The 26787-nt window shown below is 69.5% G+C and carries 26 protein-coding genes and 1 tRNA gene; 16 read left to right on the forward strand and 11 right to left on the reverse strand.

Annotated features, from left to right (window positions below; translation table 11 throughout):
* Positions 1–105: 105 nt before the first annotated feature.
* The 3 genes from MBTS_RS03560 to MBTS_RS03570 form a co-directional block, all read right to left on the reverse strand.
* Positions 106–1707: an ABC transporter ATP-binding protein gene (locus MBTS_RS03560; protein WP_056143490.1), complete on the reverse strand. Its 1602-nt coding sequence runs from the start codon at positions 1705–1707 to the stop codon at positions 106–108.
* A 2-nt stretch (positions 1708–1709) separates the two neighbouring features.
* Entirely contained in the window at positions 1710–3074 is a 1365-nt protein-coding gene (locus tag MBTS_RS03565) for an 8-oxoguanine deaminase (protein ID WP_056143493.1), read from the reverse strand.
* A gap of 65 nt (positions 3075–3139) precedes the next feature.
* Positions 3140–4162 (reverse strand): hypothetical protein, encoded by a 1023-nt coding sequence (locus tag MBTS_RS03570; protein ID WP_026176255.1) that lies wholly within the window; start codon positions 4160–4162, stop codon positions 3140–3142.
* Between the two features lie 235 nt (positions 4163–4397).
* Here MBTS_RS03570 and MBTS_RS03575 point away from each other — a divergent pair, with 235 nt between their 5' ends.
* The 3 genes from MBTS_RS03575 to MBTS_RS03585 all read left to right on the forward strand — a co-directional run bounded on the left by MBTS_RS03575 (position 4398) and on the right by MBTS_RS03585 (position 7616).
* A complete protein-coding gene (locus MBTS_RS03575) occupies positions 4398–5138 on the forward strand; it encodes a GntR family transcriptional regulator (protein ID WP_147833404.1) in 741 nt (246 codons plus the stop codon).
* 156 nt (positions 5139–5294) lie between these two features.
* Positions 5295–5969, forward strand: a complete 675-nt coding sequence (locus tag MBTS_RS03580; RefSeq protein ID WP_192215089.1) for a cysteine hydrolase family protein — start codon at positions 5295–5297, stop codon at positions 5967–5969.
* 54 nt (positions 5970–6023) lie between these two features.
* Positions 6024–7616, forward strand: coding sequence for a regulator (locus MBTS_RS03585; protein ID WP_192215090.1), 1593 nt, complete (start codon positions 6024–6026; stop codon positions 7614–7616).
* Between the two features lie 141 nt (positions 7617–7757).
* Here MBTS_RS03585 and MBTS_RS03590 read toward each other — a convergent pair whose 3' ends face one another.
* The 4 genes from MBTS_RS03590 to MBTS_RS03605 all read right to left on the reverse strand — a co-directional run bounded on the left by MBTS_RS03590 (position 7758) and on the right by MBTS_RS03605 (position 9783).
* Positions 7758–7994, reverse strand: a complete 237-nt coding sequence (locus tag MBTS_RS03590; protein WP_056143511.1) for a DUF2171 domain-containing protein — start codon at positions 7992–7994, stop codon at positions 7758–7760.
* Positions 7995–8006: 12 nt separating this feature from the next.
* On the reverse strand, positions 8007–8603 hold the full coding sequence (locus MBTS_RS03595) for a YciE/YciF ferroxidase family protein (protein WP_056143514.1): 597 nt from the start codon (positions 8601–8603) through the stop codon (positions 8007–8009).
* 195 nt (positions 8604–8798) lie between these two features.
* Entirely contained in the window at positions 8799–9407 is a 609-nt protein-coding gene (locus MBTS_RS03600) for a glycosyltransferase family 29 protein (RefSeq protein ID WP_147833081.1), read from the reverse strand.
* Between the two features lie 163 nt (positions 9408–9570).
* On the reverse strand, positions 9571–9783 hold the full coding sequence (locus MBTS_RS03605) for a hypothetical protein (protein ID WP_192215091.1): 213 nt from the start codon (positions 9781–9783) through the stop codon (positions 9571–9573).
* A gap of 477 nt (positions 9784–10260) precedes the next feature.
* On the opposite strand from MBTS_RS03605, the gene fdxA reads away from it, so the two are divergent.
* The 6 genes from fdxA (at position 10261) to MBTS_RS03635 (ending at position 14213) form a co-directional block, all read left to right on the forward strand.
* Complete coding sequence (gene fdxA / locus MBTS_RS03610) at positions 10261–10599, forward strand: ferredoxin FdxA (protein WP_018045675.1); 339 nt, start codon at positions 10261–10263, stop codon at positions 10597–10599.
* 581 nt (positions 10600–11180) lie between these two features.
* Positions 11181–11783, forward strand: coding sequence for a CarD family transcriptional regulator (locus MBTS_RS03615; RefSeq protein WP_018045674.1), 603 nt, complete (start codon positions 11181–11183; stop codon positions 11781–11783).
* A gap of 307 nt (positions 11784–12090) precedes the next feature.
* Entirely contained in the window at positions 12091–12963 is an 873-nt protein-coding gene (locus tag MBTS_RS03620) for an RNA polymerase factor sigma-32 (protein WP_026176254.1), read from the forward strand.
* 78 nt (positions 12964–13041) lie between these two features.
* Positions 13042–13287, forward strand: a complete 246-nt coding sequence (locus MBTS_RS03625) for a hypothetical protein (protein WP_156629507.1) — start codon at positions 13042–13044, stop codon at positions 13285–13287.
* Between the two features lie 3 nt (positions 13288–13290).
* Positions 13291–14073 (forward strand): 4'-phosphopantetheinyl transferase family protein, encoded by a 783-nt coding sequence (locus tag MBTS_RS24090; RefSeq protein ID WP_192215092.1) that lies wholly within the window; start codon positions 13291–13293, stop codon positions 14071–14073.
* Positions 14074–14136: 63 nt separating this feature from the next.
* A tRNA-Pro gene (locus tag MBTS_RS03635) sits at positions 14137–14213 on the forward strand.
* A gap of 203 nt (positions 14214–14416) precedes the next feature.
* Here the strand turns inward: MBTS_RS03635 and MBTS_RS03640 are convergent.
* Complete coding sequence (locus MBTS_RS03640; RefSeq protein WP_192215093.1) at positions 14417–15250, reverse strand: phosphotransferase family protein; 834 nt, start codon at positions 15248–15250, stop codon at positions 14417–14419.
* A gap of 205 nt (positions 15251–15455) precedes the next feature.
* Positions 15456–15740, reverse strand: a complete 285-nt coding sequence (locus MBTS_RS03645) for a hypothetical protein (RefSeq protein ID WP_018045669.1) — start codon at positions 15738–15740, stop codon at positions 15456–15458.
* A 269-nt stretch (positions 15741–16009) separates the two neighbouring features.
* Between MBTS_RS03645 and MBTS_RS03650 the strand changes: the two genes are divergently transcribed.
* Positions 16010–16993 carry a glycosyltransferase family protein gene (locus MBTS_RS03650; protein ID WP_192215094.1) on the forward strand — a complete coding sequence of 328 codons (984 nt, stop codon included), beginning with the start codon at positions 16010–16012 and terminating at the stop codon, positions 16991–16993.
* On the opposite strand, the gene MBTS_RS03655 is transcribed toward MBTS_RS03650, so the two are convergent.
* Positions 16981–18186 (reverse strand): glycosyltransferase family 4 protein, encoded by a 1206-nt coding sequence (locus tag MBTS_RS03655; protein ID WP_192215095.1) that lies wholly within the window; start codon positions 18184–18186, stop codon positions 16981–16983. The genes MBTS_RS03650 and MBTS_RS03655 overlap by 13 nt on opposite strands.
* Before the next feature lie 8 nt (positions 18187–18194).
* Entirely contained in the window at positions 18195–19235 is a 1041-nt protein-coding gene (locus MBTS_RS03660) for a glycosyltransferase family 4 protein (RefSeq protein WP_056143534.1), read from the reverse strand.
* Positions 19236–19307: 72 nt separating this feature from the next.
* Here MBTS_RS03660 and MBTS_RS03665 point away from each other — a divergent pair, with 72 nt between their 5' ends.
* From MBTS_RS03665 to MBTS_RS03690, 6 genes are all read left to right on the forward strand, one after another.
* Positions 19308–21362, forward strand: a complete 2055-nt coding sequence (locus MBTS_RS03665; protein WP_192215096.1) for an HAD-IIB family hydrolase — start codon at positions 19308–19310, stop codon at positions 21360–21362.
* Positions 21352–22224: a glycosyltransferase family 2 protein gene (locus MBTS_RS03670; RefSeq protein ID WP_192215097.1), complete on the forward strand. Its 873-nt coding sequence runs from the start codon at positions 21352–21354 to the stop codon at positions 22222–22224. The genes MBTS_RS03665 and MBTS_RS03670 overlap by 11 nt, the downstream gene beginning before the upstream one ends.
* A gap of 16 nt (positions 22225–22240) precedes the next feature.
* Positions 22241–23350, forward strand: a complete 1110-nt coding sequence (locus MBTS_RS03675) for a glycosyltransferase (RefSeq protein ID WP_192215098.1) — start codon at positions 22241–22243, stop codon at positions 23348–23350.
* A 32-nt stretch (positions 23351–23382) separates the two neighbouring features.
* Positions 23383–24336, forward strand: coding sequence for a galactosyltransferase-related protein (locus tag MBTS_RS03680; protein WP_147833262.1), 954 nt, complete (start codon positions 23383–23385; stop codon positions 24334–24336).
* Positions 24337–24346: 10 nt separating this feature from the next.
* Complete coding sequence (locus MBTS_RS03685) at positions 24347–25423, forward strand: glycosyltransferase (protein WP_192215099.1); 1077 nt, start codon at positions 24347–24349, stop codon at positions 25421–25423.
* Between the two features lie 657 nt (positions 25424–26080).
* On the forward strand, positions 26081–26787 hold a 707-nt coding region (locus MBTS_RS03690), incomplete at its 3' end, for a calcium-binding protein (RefSeq protein ID WP_425324816.1).

Below are 26787 nucleotides of genomic sequence, written 5' to 3' on the forward strand. Positions count from 1 at the left end.
CCCCCACCTCCAACTCCTCCCCACAAGGGGGAGGAGGGCCGCGCATTTCGCGACAGGCGTGAATGCCGTAGCCGCGTGCGGGGAGAGGGGCTGCGCGGGCATCGGTCAGTGAGCATGGGGCACCGCCTTCGATGCGTCATGAGGTTCGGCCGGCGCGTCTCCCGATCCGCCCATGAGCAGGCCGATGGCCTCGCGGGTCGTTTCGCCCGAGGGCACCGCCGTCGAGAGCGTCCCGTCGTGCAGCACGGCGATGGAGCCGGCGATTTCGAACAGCTCGTCGAGGTCCTGGCTGATGACCAGGATCGCGGCGCCGCGCGCGGAGAGATCGATCACCGCCTGCCGGATATGCGCCGCCGCCGCCGCATCGACGCCCCAGGTCGGCTGGTTGATGACGAGCACGCCGGGCTCCGCCAGGATCTCGCGGCCGACGACGAATTTCTGGAGGTTGCCGCCCGACAGGGTGCCGGCGGCGGGGTCTGGCCCCGCCTTGCGCACGTCGAAGGCCTCGATCACCCGCTTCGCGAGATCGCGCGCGGCCCCCAGCCGAAGCAGGCCCAAGCGGGTCAGCGGCGCGGTCGGGTAGCGTGAGAGCAGGGCGTTCTCGGAGAGGCTCATGAGAGGCGCCGCCGCGTGGCCGTTGCGCTCCTCCGGCACGAACGCCGCGCCGAGGCGCCGGCGCGCGTTGATGCCGAGCCCCCCCACGGCGGCGCCGTCGATGCGGACGGCGTCCGGGTCCGGCGCGCGGGTCTCGCCCGACAGGGCGGCGAAGAGTTCGGCCTGGCCGTTGCCGGCGATGCCGGCGATGCCGAGGATTTCGCCGCCGGAGACGCCGAGGGAGACGTCGCGCAGCGAGGTGGCGTGCAGGCCCGGAGCGGGGAGGGTGAGGCGATCGAGGCGCAGGCGTTCCGTGCCCACCGTCCCGCCAGCGCGCCCCGTGACCTCGCGGACCGCGCTGCCCACCATCATGGCGGCGAGCGAGCGGGCCGTCTCCTCCTGGGGGTTGCAGGCCCCTACCACCTTGCCGCCGCGCAGGATGGTGGCGCGCACGCAGAGGCGGCGCACCTCGTCGAGGCGGTGGGAGATGTAGAGCAGCGCCCGGCCCTCCGCGCGCAGGCGCTCCAGCACGGAAAACAGCACCTCCGCCTCGCCGGGGGTGAGCACCGAGGTGGGTTCGTCGAGGATGACGAGGCTCGGGTCCTGGAGCAGGCAGCGGACGATCTCGATGCGCTGGCGCTCGCCCGCCGAGAGCGACCAGACCGGACGATCCGGTTCGAGGTGAAGGCCGTAATCGATGCCGAGCTTGGCGATGCGGTCGGCCAGCGCCCGGCCGGAGAGGTCTTTCGGCATGACGAGGGCGATGTTCTCGGCCACCGTCAGGTTCTCGCAGAGGGAGAAATGCTGGAAGACCATGCCGATCCCCAGCCGACGCGCGGCTTCCGGATTGGGCAGCTGCACGATGTCGCCCTTGTGGGTGACGACGCCCTCCGTCGGCTCCAGCAGGCCGTAGAGGATCTTCATCAGGGTCGATTTGCCGGCGCCGTTCTCCCCCAGGAGGGCGTGGATCTCGCCGGCGCGGATCTCGAGATCGACGCCGTCATTCGCCGTGAAGCTGCCGAAGCGCTTGACGATGCCGTAGGCGCCGAAGAGCGGGGTCGGTCCCTGTCTCGGGCGGGGCGGCTGGGCGGCGGGAGAGAATGCGGTCGCCATCGTCAAACCGTGCCGAACAGGTGCCGGGCCAAGTGTGTGTGCTCCTCGCGAAGCCGGCGCGTGTCGAGGCCCACCGGGTGCCCGTCGATCACCCGCCATTGCCCGGCGACCATCACCCGGTCGGCCCGGTGCGCCCCGCACAGGACCAAAGCGGCGAGGGGATCGTGGCTGCCGGAGAAGCGCAGCTCGTCGAGGGTGAACAGGGCGAGGTCGGCCTCGCGGCCCTCCTCGATCCGTCCGATGTCGCTGCGACCGAGGCAGGCGGCGGAGCCCTCGGTGGCCCAGCGCAGGGCGTCGAGATGGGTGACCCTCTCCGCGCCGTAGGTGAGGCGGTTCAACATCAGGGCGTGCCGGACGCCCTCCATCAGGTTCGAATTGTCGTTCGAGGCCGAGCCGTCGACGCCGAGGCCCACGGGGCTGCCCGCCGCTTCGAGCTCGCAGGTCCGGCAGCAGCCCGAGGCCAGGGTCATGTTCGAGGTCGGGCAATGGCAGATTCCGACCCCCGCCTTGCCGAGGCGGGCGATCTCCGTGTCGTTGAAATGGATGCCGTGGGCGAGCCACGCGCGCGGGCTCATCCAGCCGACCTCCTCCAGGTAGTCGACCGGGCGCAGCCCGAAGGTCGACAGGCAATAGGCCTCCTCGTCGAGGGTTTCCCCGAGATGGGTGTGGAGGCGGCAATCGTGGCGTTCGGCCAGCGCCGCGCTTTCCTGCATCAGGCGCTTCGACACGGCGAAGGGCGAGCACGGCGCCAGTCCGATCTGCACCATCGCGCCGGGCGCGGTGTCGTGGAACAGGCCGAGCACCCGTTCGCTGTCGGACAGGATGGTGTCGTCGTCCTGGACCAGGGTGTCCGGCGGCAGGCCGCCGTCCCGCACCGACACGCTCATCGAGCCACGGGTGACGACGGCGCGGATGCCGAGGCTGCGCGCCTCCTCGACCTGGATGTCGACGGACGCCTCGAGCCCCTTGGGAAACAGGTAGTGGTGGTCGCCCGCCGTGGTGCAGCCCGACAGCAGGAGTTCGGCATAGGCGAGCCGGGTGGCGAGGCGGAACGCGTCCGGGGTGAGCTTGTCCCAGACCGTGTAGAGCGCCTTCAGCCAGGGGAACAGCGGCTTGTTGATCGCCAGGGGATGGGCGCGCGTCAGGGTCTGGAAGAAGTGGTGATGGGTGTTGACGAGGCCGGGAATGACCACGTGGCGCGAGGCGTCGAAGGTCTCGTGCACGGCCGCCGCCGGTGTCCCGCCCGACGCCACGCGCTCCACGATGCGCGATCCCTCGACGACGATGCCGCCTGCGGATTCCGCCGCGAGGATCGCCAGCGGGTTCCTGATCCAGAGGCGGCGGGCTCCGGCGTCTCGTTCGCTCATCCTGGCTCCCGATGTCAGGCGCCCCGGAGCGGAGCACATTTCAGGCCGTTCGGGTATCGGTGCGTTCAGAAGATGTGAAAGGCGAGGCCGGCGAGGAAGCTCTTCTCTTCGTTCCCCTTGAAGTTCGCGCGATCGACGTTGCCGAACTTGTTCAGCCAGTACTGAAACCCGATGAAGGCATCGAGCTTGTTGGGCTGGTTCCAGACCAGCTTGCCGACATCGAGGACGAGGTTCGTCCGCGACAGGAACTCGACGCCAGTCCCCGGATAATAGCCGCCCGGATAGTTGAACGGGTCGCGGATGCCCTTGCCCTTCGGTGTCACGATGTTGTTGAAGCCGGCGATGCTCAGCGGAAGGTTCGGGATGAAGGTGAGCGGGAAATTGTAGACGATCTCGAACTCGGGAACGGTGTCGAAGCTGACGTCACGGTCGGGCTGGAAGTTGAAGCCGTTGCGGTTCCATTCCTTGTAGGCATGGGCGCTGATGTTGAGGAAGCCCGCCGGCACGTCGACCGAGAAGGTCAGGCCCCCGACGACGTCGCGCTTCTTGGGGCCGAAGGCGGTGTTCTTCGCGTTCGCATCGAAACCGAAGGAGAGCGAGACGTCCTTGACGATGCCCGGAATGGCGAAGGCCTTGGTTCCGGTGAGGGCGTTCAGGCTGAGGGTGCCGCGATAGAGGCCGTAGGCTTCCGTGGCGCCGTGATCGTATTGGGCGAAGCCGCCCGGGACGTTGGTGGTCCCCGCCGGGTCCTGGGACGTCGATTGCAGGATGTCGAGCGAGAAGAAGTTCGTGCCGTAGGCCCAGGCGTCGGCGTGGGAAATGTTGGTGATGTATTTCGGGATGTCGCGATTGCGGAAGCTGCCATCCGCCTTCTGGATCTGCACGCCCGGCTCCGCGGCCGGGAACTGGTAGCGAAAGCTGACCTGCGTATCGGAGAACAGGAAGAAGGACGGCGCCTTCACCGGCGCCGGCTCGGCGACCTTGAGCGTCTTCACCGGATCGAGATCGGCCGCCATGCTGCATTCGATCATGCCGCATCCGATCATGCCGAGTGACAGAGCCGCGGCCGTGAGCCCCCTTGCGACCATCGTTCTTCTCCTCATTCGCAACGTCTGAGGGGATCTCCGCAACCGATGTGCCATGGCGGGCCGCCGGCCGATCGCCGATGGGAGGAGTCATAAAATTGCAACGAATTCCCGGCCCCGTGCCGCGACGTCCTCACGTTGCGGCGCGGGGGAAACTCGTCGTACTCATGGCGCGCGCAGGCTGATGGCGCGCGCAGGCCGACCCTGCGCCGATCGCGTGTCGTGAACCGAGACCACAGTGCCTGCGTCCCCGACCCGCTCCGAAAACCTGTCCGACAGAATCGCCGACGCCATCCTGTCGGGGGAATTCCCGCCGGGCGCCCGGCTGGACGAACAGGTCCTGGCCACGCGCTTCGGCGTCTCGCGCACGCCGGTGCGCGATGCCCTTCGCCTCCTCAACGGCACCGGCCTGATCGACCTGCGCCCCCGCTTCGGCGCCACCGTGCGGACGATCACGCCGGACCAGCTCGACATGCTGTTCATCGCCATGGGCGAGATCGAGGCGACCTGCGCCCGCCTCTCGACCCTGAGCATGACGCCCGCGGAGCGCGCCCAGCTTCGGCTGCTGCATGAGCGCATGGGCGTCCTCGCCGAGGCCGGGGACCACGACAGCTACGTCGTCGCTAACCAGGACTTTCACGGGCTCCTCTACGAGGGCGCCCACAATACGGTGGTGGACGAGATCGCCCGCAATCTGCGGCGGCGGCTGACGCCGTACCGCCGCGTCCAGTTCCAGGCACCGGGGCGGCTCGCCCGCTCGCATGCCGAGCACGGCCTCGTCGTCCGCGCCGTCCTCGCGCGGGACGCCGCCGCCGCGAATTCCGCGATGCTCGTCCACATGAGCGTCGTCGAGGACGCCTTCGAGACCCTCGACGCCCAGAGCGCCGCCGTGCGCGAGGCGGCCGGCGAACGGGCGCGGGACCGCCTGGAGCGGCCGGCCGCTCCGCTCCGCGCGGGCAAGGCGCGCCTTCAGCGCTGACGGCACCGGCTCTTCCACCGGAGATCATGCATAGAAGCTCGCCAGGGCGAGGCGAATCTTCGGGCATCGAAGTGTATGGTTTGGGCAAGGATTTCCCCATCCTTGCATACATGATGAGGCGCAATCAGCCCGATTCGCGATTGGGAGAGGCCCCTCATGCCCAACCTCCTCGACGCCCAGCCGTCCCCGCTCCCCTTCGACGCGTCGAGCACGGCCCTTCTCATCATCGACATGCAGCGCGACTTCCTCGAGCCCGGCGGCTTCGGGGAGAGCCTCGGCAACGACGTCTCGCTCCTCGCCTCCGCCGTGCCGCCGACGAGGGCCCTTCTCGACGTGGCCCGCGCATCCGGACTCCTGGTCGTGCATACACGGGAGGGCCACCGCCCGGATCTCTCCGATGCGCCGCCGGCCAAGCTGGAGCGCGGCGAGCCCACGGCCCGGATCGGTCAGCCCGGGCCGATGGGCCGCATCCTGATCCGGGGCGAACCCGGTCACGACATCATTCCCGCCCTGGCGCCGCAGGATGGGGAGCCGGTGATCGACAAGCCCGGCAAGGGCGCCTTCTACGCCACCGACCTCGCCGACGTGCTCGCGGCCCGCGGCATCGCGACCCTTCTCGTCTGCGGCGTGACCACCGAGGTCTGCGTGCACACGACGGTGCGCGAGGCCAACGACCGCGGCTATCGCTGCGTCGTCGTCGCCGATGCCTGCGCGTCGTACATCCCCGAGTTCCACGCCGCCGGCCTCGCGATGATCAAGGCGCAGGGCGGCATCTTCGGCTGGGTCTCGGATTCGGACAGCGTCATCGCTGCCCTCGGCCGGCACGGCTGAACCCCTTTTCCCGGCGCGGCGCACTCGCCTCGCCCTGGCACGATGGAGGGCACCATGGCGAGCGGCATGACGAACACGGCCGGCGCATCCCGCCGCCCGGCCCTCTGGGTGCCCGGCGACTGGAACGCGTTCTTCGGCTTCGGCACCAACATCCTCGTCAACATGCTGGTGCTCACGGGCCTGCTGCGCTTCGTCCTCGGCATGCCCGACGCGATCACCTTCGGGCGCATCCTGCCCGCCGTCGGCCTGATGCTCTTCCTCTCCACCGCCTATTACGGCTGGCTCGGCTACCGGCTCGCCAAGACCAGCGGCCGCGACGACGTCTGCGCGCTGCCCTCCGGCATCAGCGTGCCGCACATGTTCATCGTGGTCTTCGTGATCATGCTGCCGATCAAGCTCTCCACCGGCGATCCGGTGAAGGCCTGGGAGGCGGGGCTCGCCTGGGTGTTCATCCAGAGCTTCATGCTGATGATCGGCGGGTTCATCGCCCCCGTCATCCGGCGCATCACGCCGCGCGCGGCGCTCCTCGGAACCCTCGCCGGCGTCTCCGTCACCTTCATCGCCATGCGCCCGGCGCTGGAGCTGATCCAGACCCCGGTGATCGGCGTCGTCGCCTTCGCCATCATCCTGCTCGCGTGGTTCGGCGGCGTGCGCTATCCGGGCCGGCTTCCGGCCGGCCTCGTGGCCATCCTGTTCGGCATGGCGGTCGCCTGGGGCGCCAAGCTCGTCGGGATCGACATCGGCGGGGTCAGCGGCCCCGGCCTGACGAGCGCGCTCTCCGGCATCGGCTTCTCGGTGCCGCTGCCGGCCATCGGCCATGTCTTCGGCGGCTTCGAGTTCATCGGGATCATCCTGGTGACGGCGATCCCCTTCGGCATCTACGACCTCGTGGAGGCGATGGACAATGTCGAGAGCGCGGAAGTGGCGGGCGACGCCTACCCGACCACGCGGGTGCTCACCGCCGACGGGATCGTCAGCCTGATCGGCTGCCTCATGGGCAACCCCTTCATCAACGCCGTCTATATCGGCCATCCCGGATGGAAGGCGATGGGCGGGCGGATCGGCTACTCCTTCGCCACCGGCATCGTCGTGCTGCTTCTCGCCTGGCTGAACCTGATCTCGCTGATCTCCAGCGTGGTGCCCATCGTCGCGATCTCGCCGATCCTGCTCTATATCGGCATGCTGATCGGGGCGCAGGCCTTCCAGGAGACGCCGCATTCGCACGCGCCCGCCATCGTGCTGGCCTTCGCGCCGCATCTCGCGGCCTGGGCCAAGACGCTGATCGACGGGGCGCTGGGGGCGGCCGGCACCAGCGCCGCTGCGGTGGGCATGGACAAGCTCGGACAGGTCGGGGTGCTCTATCACGGGCTCGCCGTGCTCGGTGAAGGCGCGATCCTCGGCGGGCTGATCCTCGGCGCCATCGCGACCTTCATCATCGAGCGCGACTTCCCGAGGGCCTCGGCCTTCGCGGCGGCCGGCGGCGTGCTGACCTTCTTCGGCTTCATGCACGGGCCCGCCGTGGGCTTCGCGGTGACCCCGACCCTGGCGCTCGCCTACATGCTGGTGGCCGGCCTGCTCTACGCGGCGGCCCGGGGCGCGGTCCCGGTCCCGGCGCTGGCGCCGACCGCGCACGCGCCGGCGGAGTAGATTTCGTGCCTCTCGCGCGCATCGACGAATCCGTCCGGTCCGGGGCTCGGCCTTCGGTCTCGATGTCCAGGCCGGGGTGAGGCCGGAAAAAAGGGGTCGCCTCATGGGCAACCCCTTCGCATTCCGGCCCGACGCGCCGCGCTATTCCGCGGTGCCCCATTCGTCCTTGGCCTGGGCGCAGGTCCGGTTCAGCTTGACCTTGCCGTCCTCCACCGCATCGATCGAGTCGACGTGGAGGAAGTGGTGCCGACCCTCGGCTTCGGGGTCGGTCCGGGTGAGCTTGATGCGCTGCCCGTCGAGATGGTCCACCGTGCCCACATGCCCGTCATCCGACCCGACGACCGGCATGTGCTCCCGGATCTTGCTGGTATCGACCATGGTTCGATCTCCCTACTCGGCCTTGGACTTGGGCTTGGACCCGGACTCGGCTTTGGCGCCCTTCTTCCGGGGAGCCGGCTCGTCCTCCGTCCCGGCCGCCTCTTCGGTCCCGGCCTCCTCGGAGCCCTCGACGTTGAGGCCCAGGGCGATCTGCGTGAGGAGTTCGTCGGTCTTCTTCTCCTCCTGAAGGGTCTCGTCGAGGAGCTTGGCGGCGTCCTCGTAGCCGAGCTGGCTCGCCCAGGTCTTGAGGGTGCCGTAGCGGGCGATCTCGTAATGCTCGACGGCCTGTGCGCAGCCGATCAGAACCGCATCCGCCGCCGGGCTGTCGCCGAAATCCTCGAGATCCTCTTCCATCTCGGCGGTCAGGCCCTGCATGGCCTCGCAGGTCTTGGCCCGCGCCGACTTGCCGATGATCTCGAACACCTGCTGGAGGCGCTCGACCTGGACGGCGCTCTCCTCGGCATGGGTCTCGAACGCCTGACGCAGCTCGTCGTGCTCGGCGGATTTGGCCGATTTCTTCAACGCGCGAACGGATTGCTTCTCGGCGTAATAGACGTCCTTGAGGGTCTCATAGAAAGCATCATTCAAGGTTTTCTGTTTGGCGGCCATAGACATCATCCCACTTCAACGAGTGTATTATTTCGTACCGACGCGTCATTGCGCTGTCAGTCATCAAAAGAACGCTCGTTCTGCCTTGAGGCTCCCAAAAATGAGAGATCTATATTTGGGGGAAAACTATGGGGATTGCGCTCGGCTGTGGAACCTTTCGCCGTCAGGCTGCCATGCTTGGCGGTCGCGCCGAGGTCAGGACGCGGCGGGAGGATGGAGCCGCAGGCGTCCGGCCTCGCCGCAGGCCGTGAACCAGTCCCGCTCGGCGTCCCAGGGGTGGCCCGACCAGCCGGCGAAGCCGAACCCATAGACGTCGATCGGGGGCAGGGACGGGCTCCGCCCCTCGAGGATGGCGAGCGCCACCAGGAAGCCCGTGCTCGGATTCGGGGTGCCGGAGACGCGGGGGGCGAGCTGCTGGCGGGCGCGGTCATGCAGGGCGGAGGGCAGGACATGGACCGGGCGGTGGGCGAGCTTGTCCCGCAGGGGCGCCGTCCAGCAGACGCGCTCATGGGCTCCCTCCTCGTCCGGCGAGAGTTCGGGGAAGGCCAGCAGGTAAGTGCGGGCGTGCCGGATCACGGGGCGATCGAGGAACCCGTCATCCTCCACCCAGGCGCGGGCCTGGCCTCCGCGATTGACGAGGGCGAGGAGGGTCACGCGCGATCCCGCCGGGCCGCCGAAACCCGCGGCGTTGTTGAAGCGCACCACGCAGGACGCCCCATCGATGGCCCGGCCGTGATCGCCGATCTCCGGCGCGTTGCCGACGAGGGCGAGGTGGGGATCGTCGAGGCCCGGCCATGACGACATGGGTCGAGTTCCTTTGAACAGGCCGCCGGTGCGGGGTCTCGCGGACGGGGCGTCGGGTCCTGAGCAGGTTTCGCAGAAGTGGCCCCCGGTTCTGCGATCGAAAACCTGCGACACAGCAAAGAGCTAAGCCGGGTGATGCGTTGGCTTGCCAACGCGAACCTGCTTAGGCCGGTCCGTCCGGCCGGGCCAGGGACGATCCGGGCGCCGTCCGCTCCATGCCGTTGAGGGCGTCCGCCATCGCATGCGCGGCCTCCCGACCCAGGCCGACCTGCCGGACGCTCTTCACCAGCGCCGGCTCCAGAGTCTTGGTGTCGTAGACCGTCCATCCTCCGAGTTCCGGAGCGATGGCGTAGACGGCATGCTCGTTGTCGTTCATGGCGTGCCTCGCATTCGAGGAGAGCGACTGTTCGGGGTCGATGGAACGGCCGGTGACGATCCGAGCTCCCCCTGCGGGCTCTGCGACCCTTGGTAACAGCGGTCTTTCGGCCGCCACCGCATCGGAACGTTTGCCGGATGCGGCACTATTCACGTTACGAGGGCGCCCGTCGCGTCTCCTGTCGGACCCTCTCGGATAAAGGGAGCGGCCGGCCGGCGGATGGGCGGATCCGATGGCCTCCCTGGGTGTGGCACGGACGCACCTGCCGCAGCGGGCGTGAGCCGCCGCTGCTTGTCAGCCACCCTGGCAGGGGATAGAGCCGTGCGGAAATGACGGGCGGGGCGGTCGACGCGCCGTCCGCGAGGCGCGTGACACACGGACGCGTTAACGGAGCCGTGCGGGAGGCCGGTCTAGGATCGGGGCCAAGCGGGCTCGGGTCTCGCGATCCACCCCACCACGGATAGGGCTGAAGGGCACATGACCTACGTCGTCACCGACAATTGCATCAAGTGCAAGTACATGGACTGCGTGGAAGTCTGCCCCGTGGATTGCTTCTACGAGGGCGAGAACATGCTCGTCATCCACCCCGACGAGTGCATCGATTGCGGCGTCTGCGAGCCGGAATGCCCCGCCGAGGCGATCAAGCCCGACACCGAGCCGAGCCTGGAAACCTGGCTGAAGCTCAACGCCGATTACGCGCGGAGCTGGCCCAACATCACGCAGAAGAAGGACGCCCCGTCCGACGCCAAGGACTGGGACGGCGTCGCCGGCAAGCTCGAGGCGCATTTCTCGGCCTCCCCCGGCACCGGCGACTGACCCCTCGGCCGGGCCGGTGGCCCGGAACGTCCGGTTCGCCTCGAGGTCACGGACACGTGATCCCCGGCCCGCCGACGGACACGGGCGCTTCACGACGCCGCGGATGGCGGGCCGGCCTGCGGAAGCGTCGACCCGGCAGGTCTTCGGAGATTCCCTCCCCGCGTGCATCGGGCGCCGTGCGGAGCCCGGCCCGACCGGTCGCTCACGCATGCCCTGCGTCGGCAATCCTTTGATTCGGCGCCCGGTTTGTGGTATGTAGACCGCCTGCCGTCGTTCGTGCCTGACGTGCTGCCTTTGGCTACCTCACCGGTGGTTTTCAAACTTTTCGACAGAGTCGGCTTCCCATCTTCCTGGGACGCTACCTCGGCGAGACGAGGCGGCATGTGATCGACCGCTGGAGGCGCATGCGCCTTCCGCGACCCCGATCGCATGGTGTGGATGATCGGTTAGCCTGGGACCCGCTCGGCCGGTGCATGACGCATCGATGGCCGGCGGACAAGGGGCTCAAGCCGGGTCACCCACCCCGGGAATGAAGGTTCAGCGCGACTCGACCCGCGCGATGTTCTGGAGGCGCTTCTCGCATGACGACAGCCAAGAAGACGACGGCAGGCCGCCAAGGCTTCAAGACCGGCGAAGCGGTGGTGTACCCAGCTCATGGCGTCGGCCGCATCACGGCGATCGAGGAGCAGGAGATCGCCGGCTACAAGCTCGAGCTGTTCGTCGTCTCGTTCGAGAAGGACAAGATGGTCCTGCGCGTGCCCACCGCCAAGGCCAACAGCGTCGGCATGCGCAAGCTCGCCGAGCCGGAACTCGTCAAGAAGGCCCTCGACGTGCTCACCGGTCGCGCCCGGATCAAGCGCACCATGTGGTCGCGCCGCGCCCAGGAATACGAGGCCAAGATCAATTCCGGCGACCTGCTGTCGGTGACCGAGGTGGTCCGCGACCTCTACCGGTCGGAGGCCCAGCCCGAGCAATCCTACAGTGAGCGTCAGCTCTACGAGGCCGCCCTCGACCGCGTGCTGCGCGAAATCTCCTCGGTGAACAAGATCACCGAGACGGAAGCGCTCAAGCTCATCGAGCAGAGCCTCGCCAAGTCGCCCCGCCGCGCCAAGGGTGAGGCGGAAGCCGAGGGCGATGCCGAGGCGGAAGGCGACAGCGACGAGATCCGGGAAGAGGCCGCCTGAGCGGACCGCCGATCTCAGACGGATCCATTCGACGATCGGGCCCGGCGCACCAGCGCCGGGCCTTTTTCTTTGCCGGCACCGCATCGGCGGTCGCGCCAACGACCGTCGCCCGGATGCTCCGATGCGCCGCAGGGTCACGGCCCCCTGTCAGCCCGAGCCGGCGGAACTATCCACGTAACGGCTCCGTTGTCCGGTGCCTGGGCGATGCCCCCGGGCTGGTGCCCTCGCTTTCCGGACCATTCGGGTCGACCGACCCGGAATGTCCGTCGCGGTGCGCGCACGCAACGGACAAAAGGCGGAGGCGGGAATGGCGGACATCGCGGGGATACGGCGACAGTTCATTCGTACGGCCATGGAGGCGCCCTTCCTGGCGCGAGACGAGGAACGTGGCCTCGCCGTCCGCTGGAAGGACGAGCGCGACGAGCACGCGCTCCACCGCCTGATCTCCGCCCATATGCGCCTCGTCATCGCCATCGCGGGACGCTTCCGGCATTACGGCCTGCCCATGGCCGACCTCGTCCAGGAGGGGCATGTGGGCCTGATGGAAGCGGCGGCCCGGTTCGAACCGGAGCGGGAAGTCCGCTTCTCCACCTATGCCACGTGGTGGATCAGGGCCTCGATCCAGGATTACATCCTGCGCAACTGGTCCATCGTCCGCGGCGGCACGAGTTCGGCCCAGAAGGCCCTTTTCTTCAACCTGCGTCGCCTTCGCGCCAAGCTGATGCAATCCACCGAGGAGCATGTGGGCGACGAGATCCATCGCCGCATCGCCACCGCCATCGGCGTCTCGCGCGAGGACGTGGCCCTGATGGATGCGCGCCTGTCCGGACCGGACATGTCTCTCAACGCCCCCGTGGGCGAGGAGAGCGAGGCCTCCTCCGAGCGGATGGATTTCCTCGTGGACGGGTCCGACCTGCCCGACGAGACGGTTTCGGCCTCGGTGGACGGAGAGCGCCGGCTCACTTGGCTCAACGAGGCGCTCACCGTGCTGTCCGAGCGCGAATTGCGCATCCTGCGCGAGCGGAGACTCACGGAGGATCAGGCGACCCTGGAGGCGCTCGGCCGCCGTCTCGGCATTTCGAAGGAGCGGGTCCGGCAGATCGAGAACCGCGCCCTGGAAAAGCTCCGGCGCGCCCTGGCCGAGCGTTTTCCACAGACCGCCGGTAACGTGTACGTCTGATCGGACGGTACTTGCCGCCCGCGCCCGGCCCCGGCACATTAACGCTTCGGCATCCCACGTGTGAGATGACGGACGTCGATGGCGTCGAGGTGCGTTGTGCGGGAAGTCCATGACGAGACCGGTGGGGCGCATAGGCCGCTGATGGCCCTCGCGGTGATCCTTGCCGCGAGCGTGACGATCACTGCCGCCGTCGCCGTCGAGCACGGTCTCGCGTGGCCCGCGGCCGTCGGCACGTTCTACGGCCTGGCCGCCCTCTGTCAGATCGCCTATCTCGGCCTCGTCGTCGCTCGCGAGTGGGACGGCACCTCCGGCCCGTCGATCTGACGGGTGACCTCCGCTTGTCCGAACGAGCCGACAGGCACCGGGACGCCGGACCGCGAGGGGACGGATCCTGACGTCACGGTCTGGGACGTCGATCTCACCCAGGCCATCGACCATCGGGCGACGTGCCGGGACCTTCTCTCCGACGACGAGATCGCGCGCGCCTCCCGATTCGTCCGCGACGTGGATCGCTGGCAGTTCGAGGCGAGCCACGCGGCCCTGCGCCTCGTGCTTGGGGAACGGCTCGGATCGGACCCGCGCGGCCTCGTCTTCGGCGCGGCGCCATCCGGCAAACCGCATCTCGCGGGGGAGCAGGCCGGGTCATGCCGCTTCAGCCTGTCCCATTCCGGCAGCCGCGCCCTGATCGGGCTTTCCTCCTCGGCGGAGATCGGCGTCGACGTGGAAGAGATACGCCCGATGCCCGATCTGCTGCGCATCGCGCGGGCGCATTTCGCCAGACGGGAAATCGCCGCCCTCGAAACCCTGCCGCCACGCGACCTCATTGCGGCGTTCTTCGCCTGCTGGACCCGCAAGGAGGCCGTGGCGAAGGCGACCGGCCAGGGCCTCTCCCTGCCCCTCGACAGCTTTGCCGTCTCCGTCACGCCGGACAGGGCGGAGTTGCTGACGATGCCGGTCGGGACGAATGCGTGGAGCCTGCATGCCCTCTCCACGGCACCGGGCCATGCCGCCGCGATCGCGGTCATGGCGGCCGATGTCGGCTGCATCCGCCGCACCCTTGCCCCCGATTGGGCCGCCCGTCCCGCCGCCATATCGCAACAAGGGCCATGATGGCGCTTGCGGCCCCGCGCCTGCCTCGCTATACGTCCGCTCGCCGGTGGAGACGCCGGCCGTCGGAGTGTAGCGCAGTCTGGTAGCGCACCACGTTCGGGACGTGGGGGTCGCAGGTTCAAATCCTGCCACTCCGACCAAATTTCCCGAGAGTTCGCAGTCTCTTAACTGCTTCCCCACAAATATTAGCCGCACGGCGTGGACCGCCTGACGAGCCTCTGTCTCCGCATGATGGTGTCCGCCGCCTTCGCGAACGGCGTGCCGTTGGCGACGAGCCGCGTCGCTGCACTACGGCTCGGCTCGCTCGCGGTGCGTCAGGCCGGTCCCGGCGGCGGGCGGCGCATCAGATCAGATGCGCGAAGTGGTTTCCCAGCCGCCTCGCTTCCGCCTGAAGGTCGTCCTCGTTCGGGGCGGCCTGCCCGGACAGGCGGGCGACGATCACGGGCAGCCGCCAAGCGTCGATGTCCCGCCTGTCGATGCCGCTCAACCGGCAATACGTCCAGACATAGAAATCGGCCAATCTCGCGCGGATCCGCGCATCGGCCGCTTTCGCCCAGGCATTGACGAAGCGGGTGCGTCCGGATCGCAGGATGAGCTCGGTGCGGGCGACGTCCGCTGTGGGATGCCCAGCCGTCGACTTTTCCCAGTCGATGACGACCAGACCGTCCGGCGTGTAGAGCGCGTTCTCGGGGTGGAGATCTCCGTGGCAGAGATTGTCCCCATCGGGCAGGCGATCGAGCACGGCGAGCGTCGTTTGCTTCAGCCAGGCAGGCACTCTCGCTCTGGAGACTTGAACGCGCAGTGCGTCCTGCTGGTTGGGAAGCGGAGCATTGACGATGGTGTGGATGCCGAATTGAATATGCGCGAGTTGCCTCAGGGCGCCCAGCATGCCGACCGGGTTCCTCCTGAAGTGTTCGAGAACCGTCTTGCCGTCGATATGCTCGAACAGCACGCCGGATCGTCCGTGCCGCTCGATGATTCCCAAGGGAGCCGGGACGCGCAGGCCTTGGGAATGGGCGAACGACGTCGCGACGAACTCCTTTTCGGCGAGGGACTTTCCCCATTTCGCCTTGTAGAGCTTCAGTATCTGGCCCGATTTGTCGACAAAGACTTCGGCACTTCTTCCCTCACCGATGCGCTGTGTCCGATCAAGAGCGATCTCTTGCGTCGATACCATATCGATCCAACGTCATGGCCCCCTCCATGCCATGCGCGAGAGTATCGTCGATGAAGATCAGCCGGCAATCCATTCCGGGACGGGATCGGTGCCGGCATGGGGACGAGGTGCCGCTGCGCACACATGGCGCAGCAAAAACCCCGCTCCGGCTTTCGCCGGGCGGGGTCCCAATGCGAGGGCTCTTCGCTCTGAAGTCTGCGGCCCGTCAGTATCCGTAGCGGCGAGCGCGACGATAGTTCTGGTCCTGGCGGCGCAGATGCGCCCCATACCGGCGATCATGGAGCATCTGTCGGCGAATGTGCTTCCGATAGCGGTACTGGGGCGAATGGCCGTAACCGGACCGGTACCCGTACCCGTACTGGACGGTTTCGACGGCCGCCGGCTGTCCGAGCGCGGTGGCATCCACGGCCAGGGGGGCGGCCTGAGCCGTTGACGTCAAGCCGGCACATACGAGTGCCGCAGCGAGCGCGAGGGAGCGCAGGTCTTTCATCGGATATCCTTCCTTGTGGGTAGGCCGACGGCATCTAGGGCGGCGAAGCTTGGCTTCAACCCAAAAATTCGCCGCGGTGCGAGCCCGGCGGGTCGGGTCGTTCAGTGGGGGGCTCCCCAGAAGGCCCAGGCCCCTTCATACCCTCCCGGAAACCGCGCATTGATGCCGATGACGCCAGGCAGGGTCAGCAAAAGCGGTCGCCAGTTTTGCGTCCTGAAACCTGCGAACCCGCTCAGGCGCGGCGAGGCCGGGCGCGATGAGGGAGAACCATGCGACGCTGTTTCGTCTGTGAGGCCGATAGCCTCGAGCCGACGGACCGGCACATCCTCCATGAGGGTGGGCGGCGGCGGGCGTTTCCCATCGCCTGTGCCTCGTGCGGCGTGCTCGTGCAGGACGGGGCGGACCCGGCCGCATGCTGGGCCGATCTCGCGCGGGCTCTGGCCGGGCGCGCGTTCCGCCTCGATCCGCAAGCGCCCTACGGTCTCGACATCTATACCCTGCGCCTTGCCGCCACCCGGCTGCGCCGTGGCGTCAGGCCGGTCGGCGGGGCCGACCGCGCGGCCCTGCTGCATCCGCATTCCGAGCGGGCCGCCGCCGGCGATCTGTTCGATCTCGATGCCGCACTGCCGGCCACGGTCTCGCTCGGCCTCCTCTGCCGGCCGCAGGATCTGGATGCCGTGCTGGCCCGCCTTCCCGCCCACGCGGCCTGGACCGGCGACGCGGTGGTCCTCGTCGACGCCCCCGGCAGCCCGCCAACCGCCGCGCCCATCAGCGGCTATCCCTCCGGCGCCGTGCGGGTCGCCGCCCGCCCCCTCGCCGGCGATTTCGCGGCCCAGCGCAACGCGCTGCAGGCCCTGTCGCGCCGTGCCTGGATGCTCCAGCTCGACGCCGACGAGGAGTTGGCAGCCGCCGTGGGTGAGCTGCTTCCGGCCCTTGCCGCCCTGGCCGAGGAGGGAGACGTCCTCTCCATCGGCCTGCCCCGGCGCAACCGCGTCGACGGGGGGTTGTCGGATGTCTATCCGGACGTTCAGTACCGCCTGAATCGCGCGCATGTCCGCTTCGGGGGGCGTGTTCACGAGCGGCCCGATCTCGGCGGCGCGTGGCGGCGGGGCTTCATCTCCCTCCACGGCGCCATCGAGCACCGGCTCTCGCGCGCCCATGTGGAGGCGCGGTCCCGGCGCTACGAGGCGATGGACCCCGGCCGGGGGCGGCCTGAGGAGGAGACGGCGCTGCTGCGCCCCTACCGGCCCTGACGCGCTGCCGCGATGGCCCGTTCGTAGAGCGCCAGGGTCTCGGCCCCGAGCCGCGCCCGGTCGAAGGCGCCGCTCGCCGCCAGGGCACGGCCCCGCAGGCGAAGGCGCAGGGCGGAATCCAGGAGCAGCGGACGGATGGCCTCGGCCAGGGCCGCCCCCGTCGCTTCCCGCGCGAGAAGGCCTGCGCCCGGCCCACCGATGAAGGCGCGGGCGCTGGCATCCTGGGCGCAGGCCACCACCGGGCGGCCATGGGCCAGGGCCTCCTGGTAGACGAGGCCGAAACTCTCGTAGCGCGAGGGGGCGAGGACGACATGCGCTCGCGCATAGGCGGCCTCCAAGGCCACGGCGTCGATCCGGCCTAAGGGGCGCAGGCGCCGTCGCGCGACGGCGGGACAATCCGGCGGGAGATCGGCCTCGGGCACGCCGACGAGGGCGATCTCGAAGGGGGGAAGCGTTCCGGCCTCGCAATCGGCACCGAGGATCGCGGCGGCGGCGAGCAGGAGATCGAACCCCTTGCGCGCCTCGGCCCGGCCGACGAACAGCAGGCGGACCGGGCCGCCCGTGGCCTCCGGATAGGGCGCAGCGCGAGCGCGTTCCAGCATCTCCGGGGGCAGGCTCAGGCCGATCACCGCATGGGGCCGGGCGGTATGGGGCCGGGCCGGCTGAAGGCCGTAGAGCGCCGTCATCCGCGCCGCGTGCGCGCCGGTATTCGAGATCAGGCCGGCGCTCGCCCTCGCCTGCCGGCGTTCCAGCCGGTCGGCGGCGAGACCGTCCAGGCGGTCGCGCAGGGAGGCGGCCGGTTCGCGCGAGAAGGCGGCGGGCGTGGAGTTGCGGGTCACCAGGGGCGGGGCCGCGCCGCCTCCGAGCAGGGCGGCCGGCCCGTACCAGTTCGTGGCCTCGATGCAAGCGAAGGGATGCCGGGCATGGGCCCGCAGCACCGCCCGGCGGAAGGCGATGGGCGCGGCGAGGTGCCCGGCCGATCCCCACAGGCGCAGCCGCGCGAGCCGCGAGCCCGGCGGGAGGCCGATCCCCTCGATCCCGACGCCCGCATGGTCGCCGGACCCGGTGCGGTCGAGGGTGAACACCGTGACAGTGACGCCGAGCGCGCTCAGGCTCTCGGCGATCTCGCGCGCGGCGGTGGAAAGCCCGCTCGGGGCGGGGGGATAGTCCCAGGCGAGGAGCGCCGTGCGCATGCGCCCGCTCACCGGCCGAGCAGGCGCCGGTAGATCGCGAGGTAGTCGGCGGCCATGCGCTCGGCGGTGAAGCGCGCCTCGAAGCGGCGGCGCACCTGCGCCCGGTCGAGCTCGCCCACCCGCGCCAGGGCCGCCACCGCCTCGGCCTCGGAGGAGACGACGAAGCCCGTGACCCCGTCCTCGACGATCTCCGGCACGGAGCCCCGGTTCCAGGCGATCACCGGGGTGCCGCAGGCCATGGCCTCGATCATCACGAGGCCGAAGGGTTCGGGCCAGTCGATGGGAAACAAGAGCGCGCGCGCGCCGCCGAGGAGCCGGCCCTTGGCGGCATCGTCCACCGGGCCGACATAGACGGCGTCGTCACCGAGCAGCGGGCGGACCGCCCGGTCGAAATAATCCGGGTTCCCCACATCCACGGTTCCGGCGAGGCGGATCGGCAGGCCCGCCGCGCGGGCGACGCGGATGGCGACGTCGGGCCGCTTCTGGTCGGTCATCCGGCCGATGAAGGCGAGATGGCCCTCCGGCTCGCTCCGTAGGGCGTAACGGTCGCGGGCGATGCCGTGATGGACGATGCCGGCGCGGTTCGCCGCCGGGATGCCGGCTTCCTGCGCCGCCGAGATCGCCGCCACGGGCAGGTCGGGGAAGCCGGCGAAGAACAGCGCCCGGTCGCGCTCGTCCACGCGCCAATGCACGGTCGTCAGGCTGCGGCATCGCCGCGCGCCGAGCACGGGCGCATGCGCGAACTCGCCGTGGCAATGGACGATGTCGAAATCGTCGAGGCGGCGGGCAAGCGCTTCCATCTGGAGCGCTTCGAGGGCCGCCGGCACTCCCGGAGCCACGCGGCCCTCACGGGCCTCCAGGGCGGCGAGACTGAGATGATCCCCGACCCTTGGTATATCTGTCACACTGTCCGCCGGGGCGAAGAGCGTTACCTCAACCTGCAAGTTTCGCAGTGCTATGCTGAGATCATGGATGACGCGCTCCGTCCCGCCATGATGCGTCGGAGGGGTCGGAAAGATGTTGGGTGCGACCTGCGCGATACGGATCACGGGTTGTTCTTGTGTTTTAGGTATGAAAGTCGACATTTTATCCGTGGTTGACGCGCCGGCACCCCGCCGCTGATGTTCGTTCTTCATATCGCGCTTCAAGGATGTCTCCGCGGTGACGACGTCGCCTACGGCCTCACCGCCGATACGGGCGGCCATATCCGCTACCTGCTCGATCTCGTCCGGGCCTGTGACCGGGATCCGGCCTCGGACCGGATCGTCATCGCCACCCGTCTGTTCGAAAGTGCGCTCGGAGCCGACTACGCCGTGCCCGAGGAAGCCGTATCGGACAAGATGACGATCGTGCGACTCGCCAGCGCGTCGCCGGATTACCTGCCCAAGGAAGCGCTGCACGGGGAGGTGGCGAGCTTCTCCGAAGCCCTCGTCGCGTGGATCGCCGCGCAGCCCATGCGCCCCGCCATGATCCACGCGCATTATGCCGATGCGGCCGCCGTCGCCGCCCTGGTCGAGGACCGGCTCGGCATCCCCTTCGTGTTCACCGCGCATTCCCTCGGACGGGTGAAGGCCCGCGCCATGGGCCGGCCGCCGACGGATACCCCGTCCCTGGCCCACCGGATCGCGGCCGAGGAGACGGCCCTGGCCCGCGCCGCCCTGGTCATCGCCTCCTCGCGCGACGAGGCCGAGGTGCAATACGCGACCTATGCCGCCTACGATCCCGGCCGCATCCGCGTGCTGCCGCCGGGCAGCGACCTGGCGCGCTTCCACGCGGCGCGGACCTGCCCGAGGGTCGACGCCTCCATCGACCGTTTCCTGCGCGAGCCCGGAAAACCCGCGCTGCTCGCGCTGGCCCGGCCCGTGGCGAGGAAGAACCTCGCCGCCCTGGTCACCGCCTATGGCGAGAGCCCGGAACTGCAGGCGCGCGCCAACCTCGTCCTCGTGGCCGGCACCCGCGACGACCTCGACGACCTCGACGGCGGCATGGCCGAGACCATGCGCGACCTCCTCGTGCTCATCGACCGCCACGATCTCTACGGGCTTGTGGCCTATCCGAAGACCCACCGCCCCGACGACGTGCCGGCCCTCTACGCCTATGCCCGCGAGCGCGGCGGGGTGTTCGTCAACCCGGCCCTCAACGAGCCCTTCGGCCTGACCCTGCTCGAGGCCTCCGCCGCCGGCCTGCCGCTGGTCGCCACCGACAGCGGCGGTCCCAACGACATCGTCGAGACCTGCGGCAACGGCCTCCTCGTCGATCCGCGCGATCCGGCCGGGATCGCGCGGGCCTGCCTGCGCATCCTCACCGAGCCCGGCCTGCGCGACCGCTACGTCGCCGGCGGCGAGCGGGCGGCGGCGGCCTACGATTGGGACCGGCACGCCCTGCGCTACCACGCCCTGCTGCGCGCCCTCGGGGCGGCCGAGGCGCCGTCGAGCCATCCGCGCCAGCTCCTGATCTGCGACATCGACAACACCCTGGTCGGGTGCGACGCCGGCCTCACCGCGTTCCGCCTCTGGCGCAGCGAGCAGGAGGGCCTCGCCTTCGGCGTCGCCACCGGGCGGTCGTTCCACAGCGCCATGGCGATCCTGGAGCAGCAGGCGAGCCCGCGCCCCCAGGTGATGATCACGTCGGTGGGGTCGGAGATCTACCATCTCGACGCCAACGGGGTGAGCTACACCGCCGACCGGGCGTGGCGGGACACGGTCTCCCGTGGCTGGAGCCGGGAGGACGTGCGGGCCGTGCTCGGGCAGGTTCCCGACCTCGTTCCGCAAGGCCCCCTGGAACAGCGCCCGCACAAGCTCAGCTATTTCGGCGATGCCGCCACCGCCCGGCGCGTGCGCGGCAGGCTCGACGCCTCGGGCCTCGCCGCCTCCATCATCCACAGCCACGGCCGCTACCTCGACGTGCTGCCGCCCGCGGCCTCGAAGGGGACGGCGGTCGACCATGTCCGCGCGCTGTACGGGCTTACCGAGGGCAACGTGTTCGTGGCGGGCGATTCCGGCAACGACGTGGAGATGCTGCGGGTGCGGCGACAGGCGATCATCGTCGCCAACTTCTCCGATGACCTCGCCACCCATGCGGCGCTCGGCCATTCCTACGTCGCCCGCGCCTCTCATGCGCGCGGCGTCATCGAGGGCGTGGCGCATTTCCGGAAGATGCCCGTCCATGCCGGCTAGAGCGCGCTCGGTGAGCGTTCTCACCCTGGTCCGCCACCGGGACGGGCATCTGCGCAACCTGATGCGCGGGCTCGCCCGGCAGACGGTGGCGCCCCTGGAACTCGTGATCGCCTGGATGCAGCCGGAGCCGGCCCCCGACCTGCCGGATCCCGGCTGTCCCGTCCGGCATCTGCATGTACCAGGGGAGCCGATGCCGCTGGCCGCCGCCCGCAACCGCGCCGCCGAGGCGGCGCAGGGCTCGCGCCTGATCTTCCTCGACGTGGATTGCATCCCCGGGCCGGGGCTGGTGGCGGCCTATGCCGGAGCCGAGGCCGAGGCGCTGCTGCTGGGCGAAGTGCTCTACCTGCCCGAGGGCGCCGTGGGGGCCAGCCTCGATTGCGAGGCGCTCGACCGTGCCGGGCGGGTGCACCCGGCCAAGCCCCCGATCCCGGAGACCGGACTGCGCCCGGAGCCCGAGGCGCGGGAGCTCTGGGGCCTGTCCTTCGCCCTCCCGGCCTCGGCCTACCGCAGCGTCGGCGGCATGGACGAGGGCTTCTCGGGTTATGGCGGCGAAGAAACCGATTTCGCCCTGCGCCTCGCGGCCTCCGGCCTGCCGACCTTCTGGATCGCCGGGGCGCGGGCCTACCACCAGCATCACCCGGTCCACGTGCCGCCCCTGCCGCATTTCGAGTCGATCCTGCGCAACGCCACCCGCTTCCATGCCCGGCACGGCAGCTGGTGCATGGAATACTGGCTCGGCCAGTTCCGCGAGGCCGGCCTCATCGCCTGGGACGCGCAGGCCACCTCCATCCGGCGCCTGCGCACCCCCGACCCCGCCGAGATCGCCGCCGCCCGGCAGCCCGGCACGCGCCTGTTCTCCTGACCCCGACCCGAGCCCCATGACGAAACCCATCGCCTTCTTCGTCCACCACCAGGGGCGCGGACACGCCAACCGCACCCGCGCCGTGGTGGCCGAGTTTTCCGCCACGCGGCCGGTCTCCGTCCTCACCGCCGATCCGAGCCTGTTCGACGGGTTCTCCCGCGACATCGAGATCGTCGCCCTGCCCAACATGATCGGCGCCAGGGTGCCCACCGCGCGCCTGTTCGCCGAGCCGACGCCCCGCGTGATGCATTGCGTGCCGCTGGGCGTGAGGGAGACGCGCCGGACCATGCGAACCATCCTCGACCATCTCGACGACCGGGAGGTCGGCCTGTTCGTGGTGGACGTCTCGGCCGAGATCGCCCTGCTGGCGCGCGCGGCCAGCGTGCCGGCGGTCCAGATCCGCATGCACGGCGACCGCTCCGACATCGGCCATGTGGGCGCCTACGAGGCCTGTATCGGCATGCTCGCCCCCTTCGACGAGCGGCTGGAGCAGGACGATTACCCGGATTCTCTGCGCGCCAGGACCTTCTACAGCGGCGGCCTCTGCACCAGCGTCGATCCGGTGCTCCCCCGCGCCGAAGCCCGCGCCCGCCTGCGGCTCGATCCCCACCGGGAGATCGTCGTCGCCGTGACCGGCGGCGGGGGCAGCGGCACGCCCTACGCCCCCCTCACCGTGGCGGCGCGCGCCGTGCCGGACGCCCTCTGGCTGACCCTGGGGCCGACCCACCGCGAGGGCCACGAGACCGATTTCGGCAACCTGCGCGAACTCGGCTGGGTGCCGTCCGTGACCGATTACCTCGCGGCCGCCGACATCGTCATCGCGTCCGCCGGCGACAACACGGTCCACGAGGTCGCGCGGGTGGGCGGGCGCCTCGTGGTGATGCCCGAATGGCGCTATTTCGGCGAGCAGACCCGCAAGGCCGAGGCCCTGGTGCGCCTCGGCGTCGCCGTGCAGGCCCCGCACTGGCCCGGCGACCTCCAGGGCTGGCGCGACCTCCTCGACCGCGCGCGCCGTCTCGACGGCGAGACCCTGCGCCCGCTCCACGCCCCGGACGCCGCCGCCCGCGCCGCCGGCTGGCTCGAAGACCTCACCGACGAACTCTGGGCCGGCGCGCCCGCCGCTTGAACCCTTCCGATCCCCAAAACCGGACCTCGAGAATGTCGACCGTTTCCGTCGTGACGCTGGCCAAGGGACGGCCCGCGCATCTCACCAACCTCGTCCTCGGCCTGATGCGTCAGACGCGGGCACCCGCCGAACTCGTCGTCGCCCGCATGCAGGACCAGCCCTACGACCTGCCGGAGGCGCCGTTCCCGATCCGCCAGATCCCGGTGGCGGGAGACCCGCTGCCGCTGGCCGCCGCACGCAACCGCGCCGTGGCGGCCGCGTCGGGGGAGGCTGTGGTCTTCCTCGACGTGGACTGCATCCCCGCGCCCACCCTCGTGGCCGATTACGCCCGTCGCCTCGGCGAATGCGACGGATTGCTGATGGGCGAGGTGCTCTATCTCCCCGGCGGGGCCACCGCCGGTGCGTGGAGCTCCGACGGGTTCGCGGATGTCGCCGTCCGGCATTCCGACCGGCGCGGCCCGCCGGCCGAGGGCATCGAGATCTGCAACGATTATCGCTGCTTCTGGTCGCTGAACTTCGCCATGCGGAAGGCGACCTTCCTCGGCGTCGGCGGCTTCGACGAGCGCTATGCGGGCTATGGCGGCGAGGACACCGATTTCGGCAAGCTTCTCGACCAGCGCGGCATCGCCATCGCCTGGCTCGAAGGCGCGCGCGTCTATCACCAGTATCATCCGCACCACATGCCGCCGATCCACCATCTCGACAGCGTGGTGCGCAACGCCGAACTGTTCGAGGCGAAGTGGGGCTACCGGACCATGGGCCATTGGCTCCATGCGTTCCGCCTCATGGGCCTGATCGACGACACGCCCGGCCGGCCGATCCGCATCCTGCGCCGCCCGGATGCCGACGATCTGGCGCTCACGGGCCAGCAGAGCCACCAGCCCTATTCCAACACCGCCTCGGTCATCCGCATCCTCGATGCGCGCAACGCCGCCGCCCTCACCGAGCGGGCCGGAACCCTCGCGGCGGAGCCCGAGCCCGCATGACAGCCATCCGATGAGGATCGCGCTCCTCGCCCATGTGCGCCAGCCCATCGCCCAGCCCTTCAAGGGCGGTATGGAGGCCCATAGCTGGCACCTCGCCCGGGGGCTGCAGGCCCGCGGCCACGAGGTCGTGCTGTTCGCCTCCGGCGACAGCGACCCGCGCTTCGCCCTCGACCCGGTCCTGCCCGAGCACCAGGAGCGGACGTTCCCCGGGCAGGAGCATACCGGCAACCCGGCGCTGATCGCGCATCTCGATGCCGGCTACGCCGCCGCCTGCGACCGGATCGCCGCCGGGGGCTTCGACGTGGTCCACAACAACAGCCTCAGCCGCCTGCCCCTGGCGCGCGGGCGAACGGAGGCCGTGCCCACCGTCACCTCCCTCCACGTGCCGCCCTACGATGCCCTGCGCTGGTTCGTTCACGACGGTGTCGCCCCCTCGCACCGGATCACGGTGACGTCGCAAGGGCAGCTGCGTGCCTGGTTCCCGGAAGGGGCACCGCCCGAAGTGTCGGTGCTCCACAACGGCATCGACCCGGCCGATTGGCCCTACCGCGACCGTGGCGACGGCAGCGCCGTCTGGTGCGGCCGGATCACGCCCTACAAGGGGACGCACCTCGCCATCGAGGCGGCGCGGAAGGCGGGCATCGCCCTTACCCTCTTCGGCTCGACGGAGGACGCCGAATACTGGGAACAGGCGGTCAGGCCACTCCTCGGCGGCGCGATCCGCTATGGCGGCCATCTCGACGGGGCCTCCCTCGCGGCGGAAATCGGACGGGCCTCGGTCTTTCTGTTCACCCCCTGCTGGGACGAGCCGTTCGGCCTCGTCGCCATCGAGGCCATGGCCTGCGGCCTGCCCGTGGCCGGCATCGACAGGGGAGCGGCCCGCGAGGTCATCGGCGAGGCGGGCGCCTTCGCCCCGCCCGGAGACGACGAAGCCCTCGCCGACGCGATCGGGCGAGCGCTGGCCATCCCGCGACGCGGCGCGCATGAGCGCGTCCTCCGCCACTTCACGCACGACGTCTGGCTGGACGCGTGCGAGGCGCTGTACGCCGACGTCCGACGTTCGCACCCCGGCGGCCGGGATCGGTAGAGCTACGATCGTCACATATATCGCGGGCTGCGCCACCCTGCCTTCCTCCACCTCGCGGGGAGGAGTTGGAGGTGGGGGCGGTCGGGCGACCCTCATGCTGCGGAGGCTGGCGAAGCCACTCCCACTCCTGACCTTTCCCCAGAAGCTACAGGATTCACACATCGGCTCGACGGCTGTTGCCTCTACCCAAGAGGGTTCGGCATAGGCGCGACGGGCACCCTCTCCTTCCAGGAGAGGGTGCCCGCGCATCCCGCGAGATGCGTGAACATCGTAGTCCGGCACGTGGGGAGGGACGCGCCTCCGGCGGGGATCCCTTGTCCGGCAGCCGCCGCGCGGTCGCGCGGGCAGGCCCGATCGGACGCTTCGAAACGGATCGAAGCCGAAGGCTTTAGCCTTCGCTATCCATCGAATGCTGCACGGCACAAAACGATAGCCCGCCGCAGCAAGATGAATACAGTGCATGAAGCATATGGAAACGATCGTTAAGTATTAAATCGTACCCAACCGCCAATGCAGCGGCAACAACGCCAGTGCTCCGGAACCGATCGAGTAGGCTGGGTCTTTGAAGCTCGGGCCTCAAGTGCCCGCCATGCCATGTAAGCCGGCATGATCTTCAATCTATCCCGTCGTTCTCGATTTGTGGGTTTGGAGAAAACAATGGCCACTGTCTCGATCCTGACCAATGCTGGCTTCGACGTTCGCGATTTCTTCGTTCCCAACCTGGGTGGTGCCGACCTCACATTCACCGGCCTCGTCGACAGCGTCGGCGACCTCCTTCTCGACGGCAGCCGAACGGATACGTTCGAGGTTCTCACCATCGAGGCGAACGGCCTCACCTACAACTACAGCGGCAATTGGGAGATCGAGGCCTCCACCGGCCTGTTGACCGGAACGGTCTCGGCCAGCGGCGGGTACGACGGGGTCGAGGTCAAGCTCGGCGATACGGTCCTGGCGACGCTCGACCTGCCGTTCCAGCCGGTCAACCTCGGAACGGAAACCAGCACCGGCATTCTCGGGGACGTCGGAGACCTGGTGACGGATCTCGTGGGCGGCACCGTGGACATCCTCCTCGGAACCCTCGATGACACGGTCTCGCTGGTGGGCCTCAATCTCGACGCCACCCCCGACCTCATCGACATCGTCATCGATGCCGGCGGCACCCAGACCGGCGGCGACGGCGACGACACCCTGCGCGGCGGCATCGGCGGCGACACCCTCGACGGCGGCGCCGGCAACGACACCATGATCGGCGGGGCGGGCGACGACACCTACATCGTCGATTCGGCCGGCGACACCGTTGTGGAGGATGCCGGCGAAGGCGACGACACCGTCCGCTCGTCGGTGACCTACACCCTTCCCGACAA

The organism is Methylobacterium bullatum, assembly GCF_014845095.1.
Taxonomy (GTDB): Bacteria; Pseudomonadota; Alphaproteobacteria; order Rhizobiales; family Beijerinckiaceae; genus Methylobacterium; species Methylobacterium bullatum.